Source organism: Streptomyces sp. NBC_01429 (genome assembly GCF_036231945.1).
GTDB lineage: Bacteria > Actinomycetota > Actinomycetes > Streptomycetales > Streptomycetaceae > Streptomyces.
The window spans coordinates 1,670,412-1,687,371 of the sequence record NZ_CP109599.1 but is presented as its reverse complement, the minus strand read 5'-3'; the positions used below and the strand labels follow the sequence as shown (position 1 = coordinate 1,687,371).

Here is a 16,960-nt window from a genome sequence, read left to right as displayed (position 1 = left end):
GCCGGTCAGCAGCGCTCGTTCACATGGCCGGACCGTCCCGCGGGGACGAGATCACGGTCGCGCAGGACGATCGCCAGCCGCTCGCCCCACTCCCGGCACGCGGCCGTGAGATCCGCCTTGCGGTACTCGATGACCAGCACCTTGTCGCCGTAGGCGTCCGCGTAGGCCGCGCACTCGTCGTACCGCGCGCACTCCTCGGCGATCGCGAAGTCGAACCCCAGCTTGTGGATCAGCGGGGCCATGTCCGCGGCGTTCTTCTGGCCGATCGCCAGCCCGGCCCGGTGGGCCCGTTCCACCAGCAGCTCGGCGAAGGCCGCCGCCTGCTTCTGGTCGAGGAGCCCGTCCGAGCGCAGATACGAGTCCAGGTTGTCCGAGTCGAGCCCGTCGAACCCCTTCTCGGCGCAGCCGTCGAACCAGCCGCCGACGATATCCGCCAGCCGCTCGCGGTGGCCGGCGGTGGAGATGTCCAGCAGCGGTTCCCGCCAGTCCTCGTCGACGACCAGATCGCCGCCGGCGTCCCGCAGCAGCAGATCGGGATGGTTCTTCTGCCACCACTTCACGGCGTCCGGCTGTGTCTGGTACGCGTTGACGTAGCAGATGTTGTAGGCGCCGGGCTCCGGAGCGGCCGTACGGTCCCGGACGACCGTACGCACCCCCTCGGGCGGGGTGTAGGGACCGCCGAGCTGATAGTCGAAGGGCCGGTCGGCCGGCAGTTGCTCGACCTGGCGGCCGGTGGTGGCGGAGGCGTCGGGGGCGGCGGAATCACCGCTTCCGGTGGTGTCGCACCCCGACAGGACGAGCGAGAGAGCGAGCAGCAGGGGTGCCACCGATATGCGGGTGACGGAGGGGAACGGCACAGCGGCGCCTTGCGGTCGGAGGAGCGGCGGACGCGTCAAGTTTCCCATCGCGCCCGCCGCCCGCCCGACCGGCCCGGTCACTCCTTGACGGCCCCGGAGTTGGCCCCGTTCACGAAGTAGCGCTGGAAGCAGAAGAACAGCGCCGCGACCGGCAGGGTGGACAGCAGCGCGGCCGCCAGCTTCAGCGGATACTGGGTGCCGCCGCCGAGCCCGCCCGAGACGAAGCGGGCCAGCCCCGTGGTGAGCGTCTCGTACTGGCCGGACTGGGTGGCGACCAGGAAGTGCGTGAACTCGTTCCACGACCCCTGGAACGACAGGATCGTCAGGGTGATCAGCGCGGGCCTGGCCATCGGCAGGACCACCGACCAGAAGATCCGGAACACCCCGGCCCCGTCGACCCGGGCGGCCTCCTCGACCTCGCGCGGCACCGACTCGAAGAACTGCTTCATGATGAAGATCCCCGCCGCGTCCACCAGCAGCGGCACGATCATCGCGGTGTACGTGTCGAAGATCCCGAAGGTGTTGAGCACCAGGAACTTCGGGATGAGCAGCGCCACCCCGGGCACCGCCATCACCGCGAGCACGAAGCCGAACAGCACGGAACGGCCCCGGAAGCGCAGCCGCGCCAGCGCGTACCCGGCCATCGAGTCGAACAGCACCCGGCCCGCTGTCACGAGCACCGCCACGAACGCCGAGTTGGACAGCCAGCGCAGGAAGGGCACCCCCTGCGCCGACTCGCTCAGCCCGAACAGCCGCTGATAGGCGGCCGTCGTCGGCGTGGTGGGCAGCAGCGACAGCGGATTCGCCGCCGCGTCCGGGTCCGTCTTGAAGCCCGTGACCAGCTGGATCGCGAAGGGCATCAGATAGAGCAGCCCGACCCCCACCACCAGGGTGTATCCGAGCACCCTGGCCGGAGTGGGGAAGCGGGTCAGCACCGGACGGGACGCGGCGCGCGCAGCCTTGCGGCGGGCCCGTCCGGCCCGTCGGTCCTCGGTCGTACCGGTGGCGGTCATCGCTTCCTCCCGGTGCGCTCGCCGCGTTCCCGCAGCACCCAGCGCTGGAACGCGGTCAGGCAGAGGATCAGGGCGAGCAGGATGAACGCGATCGCCGAGCCCTGGCCGAAGTCCGCGTTGTCGAAGCCCGAGGAGTACGACAGGAACGCGGGCGTCAGCGTCGTATTGCCGGGAGCGCCCTGGCCCATCACGTACACCTGGTCGAAGACCTGCCAGGTGGAGATCAGCCCCAGGGTGAGGACCAGGAACAGCACGGGACGCAGCGCGGGCAGCGTCACGTACCGCAGCAGCTGGCGGCGGTTGACCCCTTCCAGGGCAGCCGCCTCCTCCAGCTCCCGGGGGATGTCCTGGAGCGCGGCGAGGAAGATCAGCATGAAGGTGCCCGAGGTGGTCCAGACGGCCAGCAGGATGATCGTGCACATCGCGACCGAGGGGCCCGAGAGCCACTCGAACCAGGACAGGCCCATGAAGGAGTGGTTCGCCAGCATCCCGGCCGGCTTCTCGGGATCGACGATGCCGAGATCACCCAGGACCAGCGAGAGGACACCGCGCGGGTCGGCGAACCAGTTCGGCCCCTTGACCCCGATCCAGGACAGCAGGGAGTTGACGGCCCCGCTGCCCTGGAAGAGGAAGAGGAACACCGTCGAGACGGCGATGGAGCTGGTGACCGAGGGGAAGAAGAACGTCGTGCGCAGGGCGCCCCTGGCCCGCAGCACCTTCTGGTTGACGATCAGCGCCAGACCCAGCGCGAGCAGGGTCTGGAGCGGCACCGTCAGCAGGACGTAGTACGCGTTGTTGCGCAGCGAGGTCGCGAAGAGCGTGCGGTCGAGACCGTCCTGGGTGAGCAGCGCCCGGTAGTTGTCCAGGCCCACGAAGTCGGCCTGGCCGCCGAACGGGTTGGACTGCCCGTCCCAGTGCAGCAGGCTCACCCAGAGCGCCATCAGGATGGGCAGGACCAGGAACAGACCGAGGATGATCACCATGGGGCTGACGAAGAGCCAGCCCCAGGCGCCTTCCCCCCGACGGCCCGCGCGCGGGGCACGGTTGCGGGCCGTCGGGGGCGTACCGGTCGCGCCGGGCGTGTCAGGTTCGCCCGGTGCGCCGGTCGATCGGGGTGTCGCGCTGCGCGCCGCATTGCGCGCGCGTGTGGTGCGGAGGGACATGGGGGCTCAGTTGCCCTTCGCGATCGCCTGTTCGCCGTTGCGCTGAAGGTCGGCGAGGATCTTCTTCGGGTCGGCGGTGCGCAGCGACTGAAGGTCGGTGTTGAACTGGCTGAGCACCTTGTCGAAGCCCGCGATGGTCACCGGGCCCTGCGCGTAGGCGCTGCCCTCGACCCACGCCTTGGCGGTGGGGTGCTGCTCCGCGTACGTCGTGAGCGCGCTGGCGCGCGAGGGCATCACACCGAACGCGTCGGCGAAGGCGTTCTGCTGCTTGGCCGAGGTGAGGTACTTCACCAGGTCGACGCCGGCCGCGCGGTGCTTGCTCTCACTGGCCACGCCCCAGCAGTTGCTGAAGGCGAGGGTGCCCTGGCCGGCCGGGCCGGCGGGCAGCGGGGCGATGGCGTACTTGACGTCCGGGTAGTCGAGCTTCATGCCGCCGTCGAGCCAGTTGCCCTCGATGGTCATGGCGGCCTTGCCCTTGCCGAGCGCCTCGCCGCCCCAGCTGGTGTCGACCTGCTTGGCGAACTTCATCGAGCCGGACTTCAGCAGGGACTGGACGAAGGTGAGCCCCTTCGCGTTGGCGGCCGCGTCGGCGGTCATCTTCTTCTGGTCCGCGTCGGTGATCCAGCCGCCCGCCTGCTTCATGAAGACCCCGAGCCGCTGGTACTCGTCGCTGGTGACCAGCCCGGTGACGCCGTCGCCGGTGAGCTTGCCGGCGACGGACTTCAGCTGGTCCCAGTCCTTCGGGTAGTCCTTCTCCGTCAGCCCGGCCTTCTTCCACAGGTCGGTGTTGATGGCGAGACCGAGGGTGGAGGTGTCCTTGGGCAGACACACCAGCTTGCCGTCGTACGAGAACGAGGTGCGCAGCTGCTCCGAGAAGTCGTCCGCGTCGGATATCTGGTCGCCGTACGGGTACAGCGAGCCGCCCTTGGCGTAGTTCGCGAACTGGTCGGAGTTGACGTAGAAGACGTCCGGCGGCTTGTGCCCGGCGAAGGACTGGGCCAGCTGCTGGTTCATGTCCTTCGCGATCTCGACGGTGACCGAGTTGCCGGACTCCTTGGCGTACGCGGCGGTCGCCGCCTTGACGGCCTGGGTCTCGGCGTCCCCCGAGGTGGCGATCAGTACCGTCAGTTTCTGCTGGGCGGCCTTGTCCTGGGCCGGCTCCTTGCCACTGTCGAAGCTGGACGAACAGCCGGTGGCGGTCAGCAGCGCCGCGCAGGTGGCGAGGGCGGCGACGGCCGTGCGGGTGACCATGTATTCCTCCATGAAAGATGAAAAATGCGGCTCAGTCGCCCCGGAAGGGGGCGTGATACGGGTCGCGCGGGTACGGGTTCAGCCGCCGGGCGGCGGTGCGCTGCCCCGTACGACGAGCGTGGGTTCGAGAAGTACGCGCCCGGGGGCGGCGTCGGGCTTCGCCATCCGGGCCAGCAGCAGCCGGACGCATTCGCGGCCCACGGCCTCCAGTGGCTGGGCGAGGGTGGTCAGTCCGGGGGAGAGCAGCGCGGCGGTGGGGGAGTCGTCGAAGCCGATGACGGCGACGTCCTCGCCCGGTACGGCGTCGCGCTCGCGCAGCGCCTGGTAGCAGCCCATGGCGAGCACGTCGCTGGCGGCGACCACGGCCGTGGCGCCCGCGTCGAGCAGCGGACCGGCGGCTTCCCGCGCCGAGGTGATGTCGTCGACGCTGTGCGCCCGCCGGCCGCGTACCGGCAGCCCGTGCCGGCGCATGGCCCGCCGCCAGCCCTCCGCGCGGTCGTCACCGACGCCGGAGCCGCGCGGCCAGCCGAGGAAGGCGATCCTGCGATGGCCGAGGCCCACCAGGTGCTCGACCGCCGCGTCGGTGCCCGAGGCGCCGTCCACATCGGCCCAGTCGCCGATCTGCCGGCCCGACCACATCCGGCCGAAGCCCACGAACGGCACCCCGCTCCTGGCCAGCCACGCCTGGCGCGGGTCGCCCCGGTCGGTGCCGCTCAGCACGAAACCGTCGACACTGTGCAGGTCGAGCAGCTCGTCGTGTCCGTCCAGGCTGGCGCTGCCGGGCGGCGAGGCGAACAGCAGGATCCGGTACCCGGCCTCGTCGGCGGCCTGGGACAGCGCGTGCAGGAAGCGGTCCATCACCGGGGCGGCGAGGCCGGCGGCGGTGGGGCGGATGCCGTAACCGATGAGCTTGCTGGAGCGGGTGCGCAGTGTCTGGGCGGCGCGGTGCGGGCGGTAGCCCATCTCGTCGATGGTGCGGCTGACCCGTTCCAGGGTCTCGGGGCGCAGCAGCCCGGGGGAGTTCAGGGCGTTCGAGACGGTTTGCGGGGACACCCCGGCCCGGCGCGCCACCATGGCCAGGGTCACAGGACCGGCTTTGGGCGCGGGGTTGTCGGCGGGGCGGGGCATGACTGTCTCCGGAACCGTTCGTGTGAAGCGATGAGTTGTTCATGTGAAGCGATGAGTTGATTGGAGCGTTCCAATGCCATTGTCAACGAGCTGAAGTCGTCGTTAGGGTTCTTGGAACGCTCCAATGACTGAGAGGTTCTGCTCTGTTGTCCACTACTGTCAAGACCCACGACGTTATGAACTCCGTCGCGGCGGCGGCCGGCCCCTCGACCGAGGGCCTCCAGCCCTTCCTGCACGACGCGTGTGTGACGCTGTACGCGCCGAGCTTCGCGATATCCCACGCGGACGGGCAGATCGCCGGGGGCGCCGACGGCTTCTACCACGGCGACAGCAGAGCGCTGGCCCAGCTGACCGTCGAGGCGGACGGCATCGCCGTCGCACCCGCCCGGGGCGGATTCGACGGCGCGGACCGGGCGTCCTTCCGCGCCGTGCTGCGCGGTCTGGGCGAGTCGACGCCCGACCCGGCGGTCACCCTGCACCGGCGACGACGGCTCACCTCCGGGCAGTTGGAGGAGACCCTCGAAGTGAACAACGCGGGCATCCGCGACATCACCGTCCGGATCGTCGTCACCGCCACCACCGACCTCGCCCCGATGGAGCGCGTCAAGCAGGGCGACGCGTGCGACCTCCTCCCCGCGGCCCCCAACGCCGCGGGCGACGGATTCGGCTGGACCCGGGACACCTTCTCCGCCGCCCTGACCAGCTCGCCCCGGCCGACCGCCCTCGACGCCGCGTCCGGACGCCTCGCGTACGACGTCGCGCTGGCGCCCGGCGGGACGTGGACCGCCGTACTGCGGTGTGACGCTTCTCATGCGGACGGCGACCAGTTCCCGGCGCCCCCGGCCGGCACCCTCCCCTGGAGCACCCCGGTCCTGCGCAGCGCCGACCGGCGCTTCGACCAGTGGCTCGGCCAGTCGGTCGCGGATCTGGACCGGCTCCGGCTGACCGACCCGACCACGCCCGCGCAGTCCGGCCCGGCCGACCAGTTCCTGGCCGCCGGCGCCCCCTGGTTCCTCACCCTCTTCGGCCGCGACTCGCTCTGGGCCGCCCGGATGCTGCTGCCCCTGGGCACCGGCCTCGCCGCCGGTACGCTGCGCACGCTCGCCCGCCGCCAGGGCACGGCGACCGACCCGGCCACCGAGGAGCAGCCCGGCAAGATCCTGCACGAAGTGCGCAGGGCCGCCCAGAACTTCGACGACAACTTCTCCCTGCCGCCCTGCTACTACGGCACGGTCGACGCCACCCCGCTGTGGATCACCCTGCTGCACGACTCCTGGCGCTGGGGCCTCGCCCCCGAGCAGGTCGAACAGCTGCTGCCGCACGCCGAATCGGCCCTGGGCTGGATGCGCGCCCAGAGCGACGCCGACCCCGACGGCTTCCTGAAGTACGTCGACCAGACCGGGCGCGGCCTAGCCAACCAGGGCTGGAAGGACTCCGGCGACTCCATCCGGCACCGCGACGGACGGCTCGCCGCCTCCCCGATCGCGCTGTGCGAGGTCCAGGCGTACGCGTACGAGGCGGCGCGTGGCGGCGCCGCCCTGCTGCGCGCCTTCGGACGGCCGGACGCCGACCGGTGGGAGGAGTGGGCCGAGCGGCTCGGCGACCGCTTCCGCGCCCGGTTCTGGGTGGAGGACGAGCGCGGCGCCTACCCGGCCGTCGCCCTCGACCGGGACGGGAAGCCGGTCGACTCGGTCACCTCGGGCTTCGGTCACCTGCTCGGTACGGGCCTGCTCAACCACGAGGAGAGCGCCCTGCTCGCCGCCCGGATCAGCGGGCCCGAACTGGACTCGGGGCACGGGCTGCGCACCCTGAGCAGCGACTCCGTGGGGTTCAACCCGTACGGCTACCACATCGGTTCCATCTGGCCGCACGACACCGCGATCGCGGTCCACGGGCTGTCCAGGGCCGGGTTCGCGGACGCCGCCGCGAGTCTCGCTGGGGGTCTGCTCACGGCCTCCGCGGGCTTCGACGCGCGGCTGCCCGAGCTGTTCGCCGGCCATGGCGCCGCGAGCGACCCGGTGCCCTCGCCGTACCCCGCTTCCTGCCGTCCGCAGGCGTGGGCGGCGGCCTCGTCGGTCGTGGTGCTCCAGTCCGCGCTGGGGCTCTCCGCCGACGTACCCGGCGGTACGCTGACCGTGGCGCCCGCGTTCGCGGAGGCCTACCGGCCGCTCAGGGCCGAGGGGTTCGAGGTCGCCGGCGGCCGGCTGGACATCTCGGTGGACGCCGACGGCACCGCGCACATCGAGGCGCCGGCCGGTCTGGAGGTACGGCGGGAGCACCCGGCCGCCCGCTGACGCATCGGCGGCCGGCCCGCCACCCGGCGACCGGCGCGGCCCAAGCCGATCGCCGGCCGGGCCGTGTCGCTGATGGGCCGAACGGGTGAGGGACGGGAGGATGTCCGGATGCAGACACAGTGTGCGGGCGAGGTGGTCCGGTGAGCAGGTACGACAGGTACGACGCCACCGACGAGCAGTGGGAGGGCCTGGCCCAGGTCGTCCCGCTGCGGGGCCGCGACGAATGGCCCTCGCGGGTCGACCACCGGACCGTCCCGCGGTACGCGGAGGAGAACCGCAGGTTCATCGTGTTGCGGGTGCAGGTGTTCGGCGACGCGCGGGAGGTCGCCGACCACCTGCTCGCCGAGATCCCCGTACTCCTGGACCTGACCTGCGCCGAGCCCGATGTGGCCAAGCGGATCCTGGACTTCAGCAGCGGAGTCGTCTTCGGCCTGGGCAGCGCCATGCACCGGGTCGACAAGAACGTCTTCCTGCTGGCGCCCGACGGTACGGAGGTGGAGGGGGCGCCCGAGGACACCCTGCCCTGAGCGACGCCTGATCCGTGCCGTACCCGTGCGGTATCCGTGCCGTACTCGTGCGGTACGCGCCGCCGTCGCGTCGCCGCGCGCCCCGTTGTTCCGGGCCCCGTCCCCCGAAGGTGGGAAGCGGGCCCAGCAGGAACGGTTCGGCGCTCGGGCGGCCGCATACGGTCCGGCCATGGAACCTTCCCGCACCCGTCCCGCCGTCACCGAGCTGCGGCTCTCCGCCTTCACCTCGCACCGCGGGGCGGCCTTCCCGCTGGGCCCGCTGACGCTCTTCACCGGGGCGAGCGGCAGCGGCAAGACCACGGCGCTGCGGGCGTACGAGTCGCTCGCCCGGCTCGGCGCTGGCGCGCCGCTGGGGGAGGCGTTCCCCGACGCGGCGGCCTGTGTCCCGGAGCGGGCCGCCGCCGACGCGCAGGGACGGCGCGGATTTCGGATCGGCTGCACCGTCGACGGACCCGCCGGTCCCGTCCGCCTCGACCTCGCGGTCCAGGCCGAGCCCGAACTCCGCATCGTGGGCGAGCGGCTGACCGGCGGGGATCAGACCCTGCTGGCCACGGCGCTGCGCGATCCCGGGCGCCGCACGGTCCAGGCGGCCTGGCACACGGCGGGCGCCGTCCCCGTCACCCGCGCGCCGCTGCCCGACGACCGGCTGGGCACGGCGCTGCTGCCGCTGCGGGTCGCTGGCCGGACGCAGGGACAGCTGCGGGTGCTCGCCGCCGCCGAGCAGGCGGTGCTCGCGCTGCGTTCCGTGCTGGTCTGCGACCCGCAGCCGCAGCTCATGCGGCGGCCGGTGGCCGCGGGGCGCGAGCGTCTCGGCCGCGGCTGCGAGAACCTTCCCGCCGTCCTCGACCGGCTCCTCGGCCGCGCCCTGGACCCGCACGGCGCCCTCCTCGCCCGGCTGGCCGCGGCCGCGCGGGCCGGCTGCGCGGGCCCGGTCACCGAGCTGGCCGTCGAGCGGCTCGCCGACGGTACGGTACGGGCGCTGCTCGCCCGCGACGATTCGGGCGTCCGGGCCGCGACCCCGCTGGAGCGGCTGGGCGAGGGCGAGTTGCGCTACCTGGCGCTCGCGCTGGTGCTGCTCACCGGCGTGAGCACTCCCGGTGTGGTCAGGCCGGCCGGACCCGGGGAGGTGGATCCGGCGCTGCGCTCCCTCACCGTGCTCGCCGACGGATTCGACCGCAGCCTGGACCGGCGGCAGGCGCGGGAGCTGCTCTCGCTGGCTGCCGGGGTCTGCGCCGAGGGCGGCCTCAGGCTGGTCGGGACGGTCGCCGATGCCTCGTGCGTGCGCGGGACCGCCGGGGCGACGGTGGTAGACCTGACCCCGTGACGGACATGGATATGGCGCGGTTGCAGGAGCGGTTGACCGAGTTCGCGGCGGCCCGCGACTGGGAGCGGTATCACACCCCCAAGAACCTGGCGGCGGCGCTGAGCGTCGAGGCGTCCGAACTGCTGGAGATCTTCCAGTGGCTGACGCCGGAGGAGTCCGCGCGGGTGATGGAGGACCCGGAGTCGGCCCACCGGGTGGCCGACGAGGTCGCGGACGTGCTCGCGTATCTCCTTCAGTTCTGCGCGGTGCTGGGGGTCGACCCGCTGACGGCGCTCGCCGCGAAGGTGGAGCGGAATGAGGTCCGCTTCCCGGCCGAGGGACCGGTGGAGCGCCCGGATTCCGGCTGATCGTCACTCTGCGGAGTGAGCGACTTATGCACAACGAGTCAGCTGTCCACAGATTTCCGCAATGCTCTGGCCTTTCTGTCGCCGTTCCCTCACTCTGGGTAGTGGGAGTTGGCGGGCAGGATTGTCGTACGAATGGGGGCAGCGGATGAATGCGGAACGGCTCATCGGGGTGAGCCGCCATGCCCTGGCGGGAAGCACGGAGGCGTTGGAGGTTCTCACGGAGGCGTGGCAGGCCCAGGCTCTCGCCCGGGCGATCGGCCACCATCTCGCGCTCGGCGGGCCGACGGAGTTGCGGGGCGAGGCGCGTGAGCTGTGCGAGGCGAGCGGGCGCGGCTGCGGAGTGCCGGACCAGCCGGGGCTCACCGAAGGGGGGATACGGGCGCGCAGGCTCTCGGGGGTGCCCGACGCGCGGGAGGCGCTGGCCGCGCTGGCCGTGCTGCTGGGCGAGGTGGGGATCGCGCTGGTCGCGGTGGCCTGCGACACGGACGAGGAGGGGCTCTACTGGCAGTGCATGGAGGCGATCGACGCCGCCGACGAGTCCGGCGACCGGGTGGGCGGGATGCTGCGCCGGCTCATGACCCGGGACCGTGACCGCGAGCGCGAGCGGGAACGACATCCGGATTGGGGCGGGGCTCTGGAACGGCGGTGGGTGCGGGAGCGGGAGCGGGACGGTACGGCCGACTCGCCGGTGGGGCCGTTGTGACATCGGCCGTGGTGGGAGGGGTGCGTGAGGCCGTGGGGCGAAGGTGCAGGATGGAGGCCATGGATCTCCGAATCTTCACCGAGCCCCAGCAAGGGGCGAGCTATGACACGTTGCTGACCGTGGCCAGGGCCACCGAGGACCTGGGCTTCGACGCCTTCTTCCGCTCCGACCACTACGTGAAGATGGGCTCCGTCGACGGTCTGCCGGGGCCGACGGACGCCTGGATCACCCTGGCCGGACTGGCGCGGGAGACCAAGCGGATCCGGCTCGGCACCCTGATGACCGCCGGGACGTTCCGGCTGCCGGGGGTGCTGGCCATCCAGGTCGCGCAGGTGGACCAGATGTCGGGCGGCCGGGTCGAGCTGGGGCTCGGCGCGGGGTGGTTCGAGGAGGAGCACAAGGCGTACGGGATCCCGTTCCCGAAGGAGAAGTTCGCCAGGCTGGAGGAGCAGCTGGCCATCGTGACCGGGCTGTGGGCCACGGAGGTCGGCGAGACCTTCAGCCACGACGGCACGCACTACCAGCTCACCGACTCGCCCGCGCTGCCCAAGCCCGCACAGCGCAAGGTGCCCGTCCTGATCGGCGGACACGGCGCGACGCGCACCCCGCGCCTCGCCGCTCAGTACGCCGACGAGTTCAACATCCCGTTCGCCTCGGTCGAGGACACCGAGCGGCAGTTCGGCCGGGTGCGGGCCGCCGCCGAGACGGCCGGGCGCGAGGCGGACGACCTCGTGTACTCGAACGCGCTGGTGGTCTGTGTGGGCAAGGACGACGCGGAGGTGGCCAGGCGCGCCGAGGTCCTGGGCCGGGAGGTGGCGGAGCTGAAGGCGAACGGGCTGGCGGGCTCGCCCGCCGAGGTGGTCGACAAGATCGGCCGCTACGCCGCCGTCGGTTCGTCGCGTATCTATCTCCAGGTGATGGACCTCGACGACCTCGACCAGCTGGAGCTGATCTCCGCGCAGGTCCAGTCCCAGCTGAGCTGACAGGGACGCCTGCGAGACTGAACACCGAAGTCTGAATTTCCCCGGTACCCCGGGCGCGGCAGCGGCCGGGGTACCGGGCACCGGAGTACTGGAGTAACCGTGAAGCCCGTCCGCACCCTCGCCGCAGCCCTCGCCGAGGAGACCGTCGTCCTCGACGGCGGTCTCTCCAACCAGCTCGTGGCCCAGGGCTGCGATCTGTCCGACACGCTCTGGTCGGCCCGGCTCCTGGTCGACAGCCCCGAGCAGATCGAGGCGGCCCACGCCGCGTACGTACGGGCGGGCGCGCGGGTGCTGATCACCTCCAGCTACCAGGCGACGTACGAGGGCTTCGCCCGGCGCGGCGTCGCCCGCGACGAGGCGACCGCGCTGCTGGCGCGCAGCGTGGAGCTGGCGCGCCGCGCGGCCGACGCGGGGGAGCGGGAGGTATGGGTGGCCGCCTCGGTCGGCCCGTACGGCGCGATGCTCGCGGACGGCAGCGAGTACCGGGGGCGGTACGGACTGCCGGTCGCGGAGCTGGAGCGGTTCCACCGGCCCAGGATCGAGGCCCTCGCCTCGGCGGGTCCCGACGTCCTCGCCCTGGAGACCGTGCCCGACGCGGACGAGGCCCGGGCCCTGCTGCGGGCCGCCGAGGGCTGCGGCGTTCCGGTGTGGCTCTCGTACTCGGTCGCGGGCGAGCAGACCCGCGCCGGTCAGCCGCTGACCGAGGCGTTCGCCCTGGCCGCCGGGAACGATCAGGTCATCGCCGTGGGCGTCAACTGCTGCGAGCCCGCCGACACGGACCGGGCCGTCGAGATCGCCGCCTCGGTGACGGGCAAGCCGGTCGTCGCCTATCCGAACAGCGGCGAGGAGTGGGACGCGGCGGCCAGGGGCTGGCGCGGGCAGGCCGCGTTCGACCCGTCCCGGGTGCGCTCCTGGGGCACGTCGGGCGCGCGACTGGTCGGCGGCTGCTGCCGGGTGGGGCCCGCCGAGATCGCGGAGCTGGCCGCGCTGACGGCCGGGGCCGCGTAGCCGGGGCCGATCGGCGCCCGCGCGGGCGCCGATCGGCGAAAACCCCTCGTCGCGGCGGGGCCGAAGGGCAATACTCGATCAGGTGTTCCTGACGATCAGTACCACCGGCACCCCGGAACGTCCCGCGACCGATCTCGGCTTTCTGCTGCACAAGCATCCCGATCGGGCCCAGACGTTCTCCACGGCACACGGCACGGCCCATGTGCTCTACCCCGAGGCGACCGCCGAGCGCTGCACGGCCGCGCTGCTGCTGGAGATCGATCCGGTGGCGCTGGTGCGGCGGGGCAAGGGCAAGGGCCGGGGCGGGGCGCCCGACGCGACGCTCGCGCAATACGTCAACGACCGTCCCTACGCGGCGTCCTCGCTGCTGGCGGTCGCGCTCACCACCGTCTTCAGGAGCGCGCTGCGTGGGGACTGCCGGGCGCTGCCCGAGCGGGCCGGGAGCCCGCTGCCGCTGCGGATCGAGATCCCGGCGGTGCCGGCGCGCGGCGGCGCCGAGCTGGTGCGGGCCCTCTTCGAGCCGCTCGGCTGGGCCTCGGTGGACGTACGGCCGGTGGCGCTGGACGAGCGGTTCCCGGAGTGGGGCGACTCCCGTTACGTGGGGCTCGTCCTGGAGGGCGAACTGAGACTGGCCGACGCGCTGCGCCAGTTGTACGTCCTGCTGCCGGTGCTCGACGACGCCAAGCACTACTGGGTGGCGCCCGACGAGGTGGACAAACTGCTGCGGGCGGGCGACGGCTGGCTGGCCGAGCACCCCGAGCAGAAGCTGATCACCAGCCGCTATCTGGCCCGCCGCTGGAGCCTGACCCGGGCCGCCATGGGCCGTCTTGAGCTGGTCCGGCTGGCCGAGGCCGACGACATCGCGGTCGAGGCGATCGACAACGCCGTGGAGGACGTTCCCGACACCGACACCGGCACCGACACCGAAACCAACGCGGACACCGGCACCGGCACGGGAGCCGAAGCCGGCGTTCCCGCCGCCGTTCCCGCCGTCGCGGAGGTACGCGCGGAGCCCTCGCTCGCCGAACAGCGGCGCGCGGCGATCCTGTCCGCCCTCCGGGACGCCGGCGCGAGCACCGTGCTCGACCTCGGCTGCGGACAGGGCCAGTTGATACAGGCGCTCCTCAAGGACGTCCGCATCACGCGCGTGCTGGGGGTGGACGTCTCCGTGAGGGCCCTGACCGTCGCCGCCCGCCGGCTCAAGCTGGACCGCATCGGCGAGCGGCAGGCCGCGCGCGTCACGCTGACGCAGGGCGCCCTCACCTACACCGACAAGCGGCTCAAGGGCTACGACGCCGCCGTACTCAGCGAGGTCGTCGAACACCTCGACCTGCCGAGGCTGCCCGCCCTGGAGTACGCGGTCTTCGGCTCCGCGCGCCCGGGGACGGTCATCGTCACCACCCCCAACGTCGAGTACAACGTGCGCTGGGAGACCCTGCCCGCCGGGCACGTGCGCCACGGCGACCACCGCTTCGAGTGGACCCGCGAGGAGTTCCGTACCTGGGCGGAGGCGGTGGGCCGGCGCCACGGCTACGACGTGGCATACGTCCCCGTCGGCCCGGACGACCCCGAAGTGGGCCCGCCCACACAGATGGCGGTCTTCAGCGTCACGGCGACAGCGCACCGCGACCGGAACAAGAACGAGAGCAAGAACGAGAGCAAGAACGAGAACGGGAACAAGAAGGAGGAGAAGGCCGCATGACCGACACCGACAGGAACAGCGGCACCGACAGGAACAGCGGCACCGACACCGACGCCGCCCCCGCCGTCCGCGGCCCGCGCACCCTCCCCGTCCCCGACCTCTCCCTCGTGGTGCTGATCGGCGCGAGCGGCTCCGGCAAATCGACCTTCGCCCGGCGCCACTTCCGGCCCACCGAGGTCATCTCCTCCGACTTCTGCCGGGGCCTGGTCGCCGACGACGAGAACGACCAGAGCGCCAGCGGCGACGCCTTCGACGTACTCCACTACATCGCGGGCAAGCGGCTCGCGGCCGGCCGGCTGACCGTCGTGGACGCGACCAACGTGCAGAGCGAGGCCCGGGGACAGCTCGTACGGCTGGCCCGGGAACACGACGTGCTGCCCGTCGCGATCGTCCTCGACGTACCGGAAGAGGTGTGCGCCGCCCGCAACACCGCGCGCCCCGACCGGGCCGACATGCCCCGCCATGTGATCAAGCGGCACCAGCGCGAACTGCGCCGCTCCCTGCGCGGCCTGGAGCGCGAGGGCTTCCGCAAGGTCCACATCCTGCGCGGCGAGGCGGAGGCCACCGACGCCCGGGTCACGCGCGAACGCCGCTACAACGACCTCAGACACCTCACCGGCCCCTTCGACATCATCGGAGACATCCACGGCTGCCGCTCCGAGCTGGAGACCCTGCTCGCCGAGCTCGGTTACGTGGACGGAGCCCACCCCGAGGGCCGTACGGCGGTCTTCGTCGGCGACCTCGTCGACCGCGGCCCCGACAGCCCCGGTGTGCTGCGCCGGGTGATGGACATGGTCGCCGCGGGCGACGCCCTGTGCGTGCCGGGCAACCACGAGAACAAGCTCGGCCGCTGGCTCAAGGGCGGCAAGGTCCAGCTCACGCACGGCCTCGCCGAGACCGTGGAGCAGCTGGGGCGGGAGGACGACGCGTTCCGCGCCCGGGTGGGCGAGTTCATCCGCGGCCTGGTCAGCCACTACGTCCTGGACGGCGGCAAGCTGGTCGTCTGCCACGCCGGGCTGCCGGAGAAGTACCACGGCCGCACCTCGGGCCGGGTCCGCTCGCACGCCCTGTACGGCGACACCACCGGCGAGACCGACGAGTTCGGCCTGCCCGTGCGCTACCCGTGGGCCGAGGACTACCGGGGCCGGGCGGCCGTGGTGTACGGCCACACTCCCGTCCCGAACACCTCCTGGATCAACAACACCATCTGCCTCGACACCGGCGCCGTCTTCGGCGGGAAGATGACCGCGCTGCGCTGGCCGGAGCGCGAGCTGGTCGACGTGCCGGCCGAGCGCGTCTGGTACGAGCCCGTCAAGCCGCTGGCCACCGAGGCGCCCGGCGGCAGGGAGGGCCGTCCGCTGGACCTCGCCGACGTGCGGGGCAGGCGGATCGTGGAGACCCGCCACATGGCACGCCTCGCCGTACGCGAGGAGAACGCGGCGGCGGCCCTGGAGGTCATGAGCCGCTTCGCGGTCGACCCGCGCCTGCTCGCCTACCTCCCGCCCACCATGGCCCCGACCGCCACCTCGGCGCTGGACGGCTATCTGGAGCACCCGGCCGAGGCGTTCGCGCAGTACCGCGCCGACGGCGTCGAGCGGGTCGTGTGCGAGGAGAAGCACATGGGGTCCCGCGCGGTGGCGCTGGTCTGCCGGGACGCGGCGGCGGCCGAGGAGCGCTTCGGCGTGGCCGGTCCGACCGGCGCGCTGCACACCCGTACCGGCAGGCCGTTCTTCGACGACCCCGCCGTCACCGAGGAGATCCTGGAGCGGCTGCGCGCCGCCGTCAGCGCCGCCGGGCTCTGGCAGGAGCTGGACACGGACTGGCTGCTGCTGGACGCCGAGCTGATGCCCTGGTCGCTGAAGGCCACCGGGCTGCTGCGCACCCAGTACGCGGCGGTGGGCGCCGCCGCCGGCGCCGCCTTCCCCGTGGTGACCAGGGCGCTGGAAGCCGCCGCCTCCCGGGGCGTCGAGGTCGCGGAGCTGCTGGCCGGGCAGCGCGAGCGCGCGGCCGACGCGGCGGCGTTCACCGAGGCGTACCGGCGCTACTGCTGGCCCACCGAGGGACTTGAGGGGGTACGGATCGCACCGTTCCAGCTGCTGGCGGCCCGGGGACGCAACCTCGCCACCGTCCCGCACGACCGGCAACTGGCCTGGCTGGACCGGCTGGTGGAGCACGACCCGACCGGTCTCCTCCAGATCACCCGGCGGCTGCTCGTCGACACCGGCGACGAGGGCTCGGTGCGCGGCGGTGTGGACTGGTGGCTGGAGATGACGGAGCGGGGCGGCGAGGGCATGGTCGTCAAGCCGCTCCAGGGGCTGGCGAAGGACGGCAAGGGCCGGCTCGTCCAGCCGGGCATCAAGGTGCGCGGCCGGGAGTATCTGCGGATCGTCTACGGACCCGAGTACACCCGGCCGGAGAACCTCCAGCGGCTGCGCGGCCGGTTCCTCGGCCACAAGCGGTCCCTGGCGCTGCGGGAGTACGCACTCGGCCTGGAGGCCCTGGACCGGCTCGCGGACGGCGAGCCGCTGTGGCGGGTCCACGAGGCGGTCTTCGCCGTACTCGCCCTGGAGTCGGAGCCGGTCGACCCCCGGCTCTGAAGGCGTCGGGCAGCGGCCAGGACGTGCGTCCGGCAGCGGCCGGGATGCGAATCCGGCCGCTGC

14 protein-coding genes are annotated in these 16,960 nt (G+C 72.5%); 9 read left to right on the top strand and 5 right to left on the bottom strand.

The window, feature by feature from the left end; all coding sequences use genetic code 11:
• Nucleotides 1-5: 5 nt before the first annotated feature.
• From OG627_RS06910 to OG627_RS06890, 5 genes are all read right to left on the bottom strand, one after another.
• Nucleotides 6-857 carry an endo alpha-1,4 polygalactosaminidase gene (locus OG627_RS06910; RefSeq protein WP_329062485.1) on the bottom strand — a complete coding sequence of 284 codons (852 nt, stop codon included), beginning with the start codon at nt 855-857 and terminating at the stop codon, nt 6-8.
• A gap of 77 nt (nt 858-934) precedes the next feature.
• The gene (locus tag OG627_RS06905) at nt 935-1,870 is read right to left on the bottom strand and encodes a carbohydrate ABC transporter permease (RefSeq protein WP_329062483.1); all 936 of its coding nucleotides are present in this window, start codon (nt 1,868-1,870) and stop codon (nt 935-937) included.
• Complete coding sequence (locus OG627_RS06900; protein ID WP_329062481.1) at nt 1,867-2,853, bottom strand: carbohydrate ABC transporter permease; 987 nt, start codon at nt 2,851-2,853, stop codon at nt 1,867-1,869. Before OG627_RS06900 ends, OG627_RS06905 begins: the two co-directional genes overlap by 4 nt.
• A 186-nt stretch (nt 2,854-3,039) precedes the next feature.
• Entirely contained in the window at nt 3,040-4,284 is a 1,245-nt protein-coding gene (locus OG627_RS06895; protein ID WP_329062479.1) for a sugar ABC transporter substrate-binding protein, read from the bottom strand.
• A 78-nt stretch (nt 4,285-4,362) separates the two neighbouring features.
• The gene (locus OG627_RS06890; RefSeq protein WP_329062477.1) at nt 4,363-5,412 is read right to left on the bottom strand and encodes a LacI family DNA-binding transcriptional regulator; all 1,050 of its coding nucleotides are present in this window, start codon (nt 5,410-5,412) and stop codon (nt 4,363-4,365) included.
• 176 nt (nt 5,413-5,588) lie between these two features.
• Here OG627_RS06890 and OG627_RS06885 point away from each other — a divergent pair, with 176 nt between their 5' ends.
• The 9 genes from OG627_RS06885 (at nt 5,589) to OG627_RS06845 (ending at nt 16,897) form a co-directional block, all read left to right on the top strand.
• Entirely contained in the window at nt 5,589-7,706 is a 2,118-nt protein-coding gene (locus OG627_RS06885) for a glycogen debranching N-terminal domain-containing protein (RefSeq protein ID WP_329062475.1), read from the top strand.
• Between the two features lie 140 nt (nt 7,707-7,846).
• Nucleotides 7,847-8,233, top strand: coding sequence for a cell division protein SepF (locus tag OG627_RS06880; protein ID WP_329062473.1), 387 nt, complete (start codon nt 7,847-7,849; stop codon nt 8,231-8,233).
• Nucleotides 8,234-8,402: 169 nt separating this feature from the next.
• Nucleotides 8,403-9,557: an ATP-binding protein gene (locus OG627_RS06875; protein WP_329062471.1), complete on the top strand. Its 1,155-nt coding sequence runs from the start codon at nt 8,403-8,405 to the stop codon at nt 9,555-9,557.
• A gap of 5 nt (nt 9,558-9,562) precedes the next feature.
• Nucleotides 9,563-9,904 (top strand): nucleotide pyrophosphohydrolase, encoded by a 342-nt coding sequence (locus tag OG627_RS06870; RefSeq protein ID WP_443073610.1) that lies wholly within the window; start codon nt 9,563-9,565, stop codon nt 9,902-9,904.
• Between the two features lie 145 nt (nt 9,905-10,049).
• Nucleotides 10,050-10,607: a DUF6099 family protein gene (locus OG627_RS06865; protein ID WP_329062467.1), complete on the top strand. Its 558-nt coding sequence runs from the start codon at nt 10,050-10,052 to the stop codon at nt 10,605-10,607.
• A gap of 59 nt (nt 10,608-10,666) precedes the next feature.
• Nucleotides 10,667-11,590, top strand: a complete 924-nt coding sequence (locus tag OG627_RS06860; protein WP_329062465.1) for an LLM class F420-dependent oxidoreductase — start codon at nt 10,667-10,669, stop codon at nt 11,588-11,590.
• Nucleotides 11,591-11,689: 99 nt separating this feature from the next.
• The gene (gene mmuM, locus OG627_RS06855) at nt 11,690-12,598 is read left to right on the top strand and encodes a homocysteine S-methyltransferase (protein WP_329062463.1); all 909 of its coding nucleotides are present in this window, start codon (nt 11,690-11,692) and stop codon (nt 12,596-12,598) included.
• An 82-nt stretch (nt 12,599-12,680) separates the two neighbouring features.
• Nucleotides 12,681-14,300, top strand: a complete 1,620-nt coding sequence (locus OG627_RS06850; RefSeq protein WP_329062461.1) for a 3' terminal RNA ribose 2'-O-methyltransferase Hen1 — start codon at nt 12,681-12,683, stop codon at nt 14,298-14,300.
• Nucleotides 14,297-16,897: a polynucleotide kinase-phosphatase gene (locus OG627_RS06845; protein ID WP_329062459.1), complete on the top strand. Its 2,601-nt coding sequence runs from the start codon at nt 14,297-14,299 to the stop codon at nt 16,895-16,897. Before OG627_RS06850 ends, OG627_RS06845 begins: the two co-directional genes overlap by 4 nt.
• Nucleotides 16,898-16,960: the final 63 nt, after the last annotated feature.

Coding starts and splice junctions, on each gene's coding strand:
- OG627_RS06890 (WP_329062477.1), bottom strand. CDS start 5,412: ATGCCCCGCCCCGCCGACAACCCCGCGCCCAAAGCCGGTCCTGTGACC.
- OG627_RS06875 (WP_329062471.1), top strand. CDS start 8,403: ATGGAACCTTCCCGCACCCGTCCCGCCGTCACCGAGCTGCGGCTCTCC.
- OG627_RS06870 (WP_443073610.1), top strand. CDS start 9,563: ATGGATATGGCGCGGTTGCAGGAGCGGTTGACCGAGTTCGCGGCGGCC.
- OG627_RS06885 (WP_329062475.1), top strand. CDS start 5,589: ATGAACTCCGTCGCGGCGGCGGCCGGCCCCTCGACCGAGGGCCTCCAG.
- OG627_RS06905 (WP_329062483.1), bottom strand. CDS start 1,870: ATGACCGCCACCGGTACGACCGAGGACCGACGGGCCGGACGGGCCCGC.
- OG627_RS06845 (WP_329062459.1), top strand. CDS start 14,297: ATGACCGACACCGACAGGAACAGCGGCACCGACAGGAACAGCGGCACC.
- OG627_RS06860 (WP_329062465.1), top strand. CDS start 10,667: ATGGATCTCCGAATCTTCACCGAGCCCCAGCAAGGGGCGAGCTATGAC.
- OG627_RS06900 (WP_329062481.1), bottom strand. CDS start 2,853: ATGGTGATCATCCTCGGTCTGTTCCTGGTCCTGCCCATCCTGATGGCG.
- OG627_RS06895 (WP_329062479.1), bottom strand. CDS start 4,284: ATGGTCACCCGCACGGCCGTCGCCGCCCTCGCCACCTGCGCGGCGCTG.
- OG627_RS06865 (WP_329062467.1), top strand. CDS start 10,050: ATGAATGCGGAACGGCTCATCGGGGTGAGCCGCCATGCCCTGGCGGGA.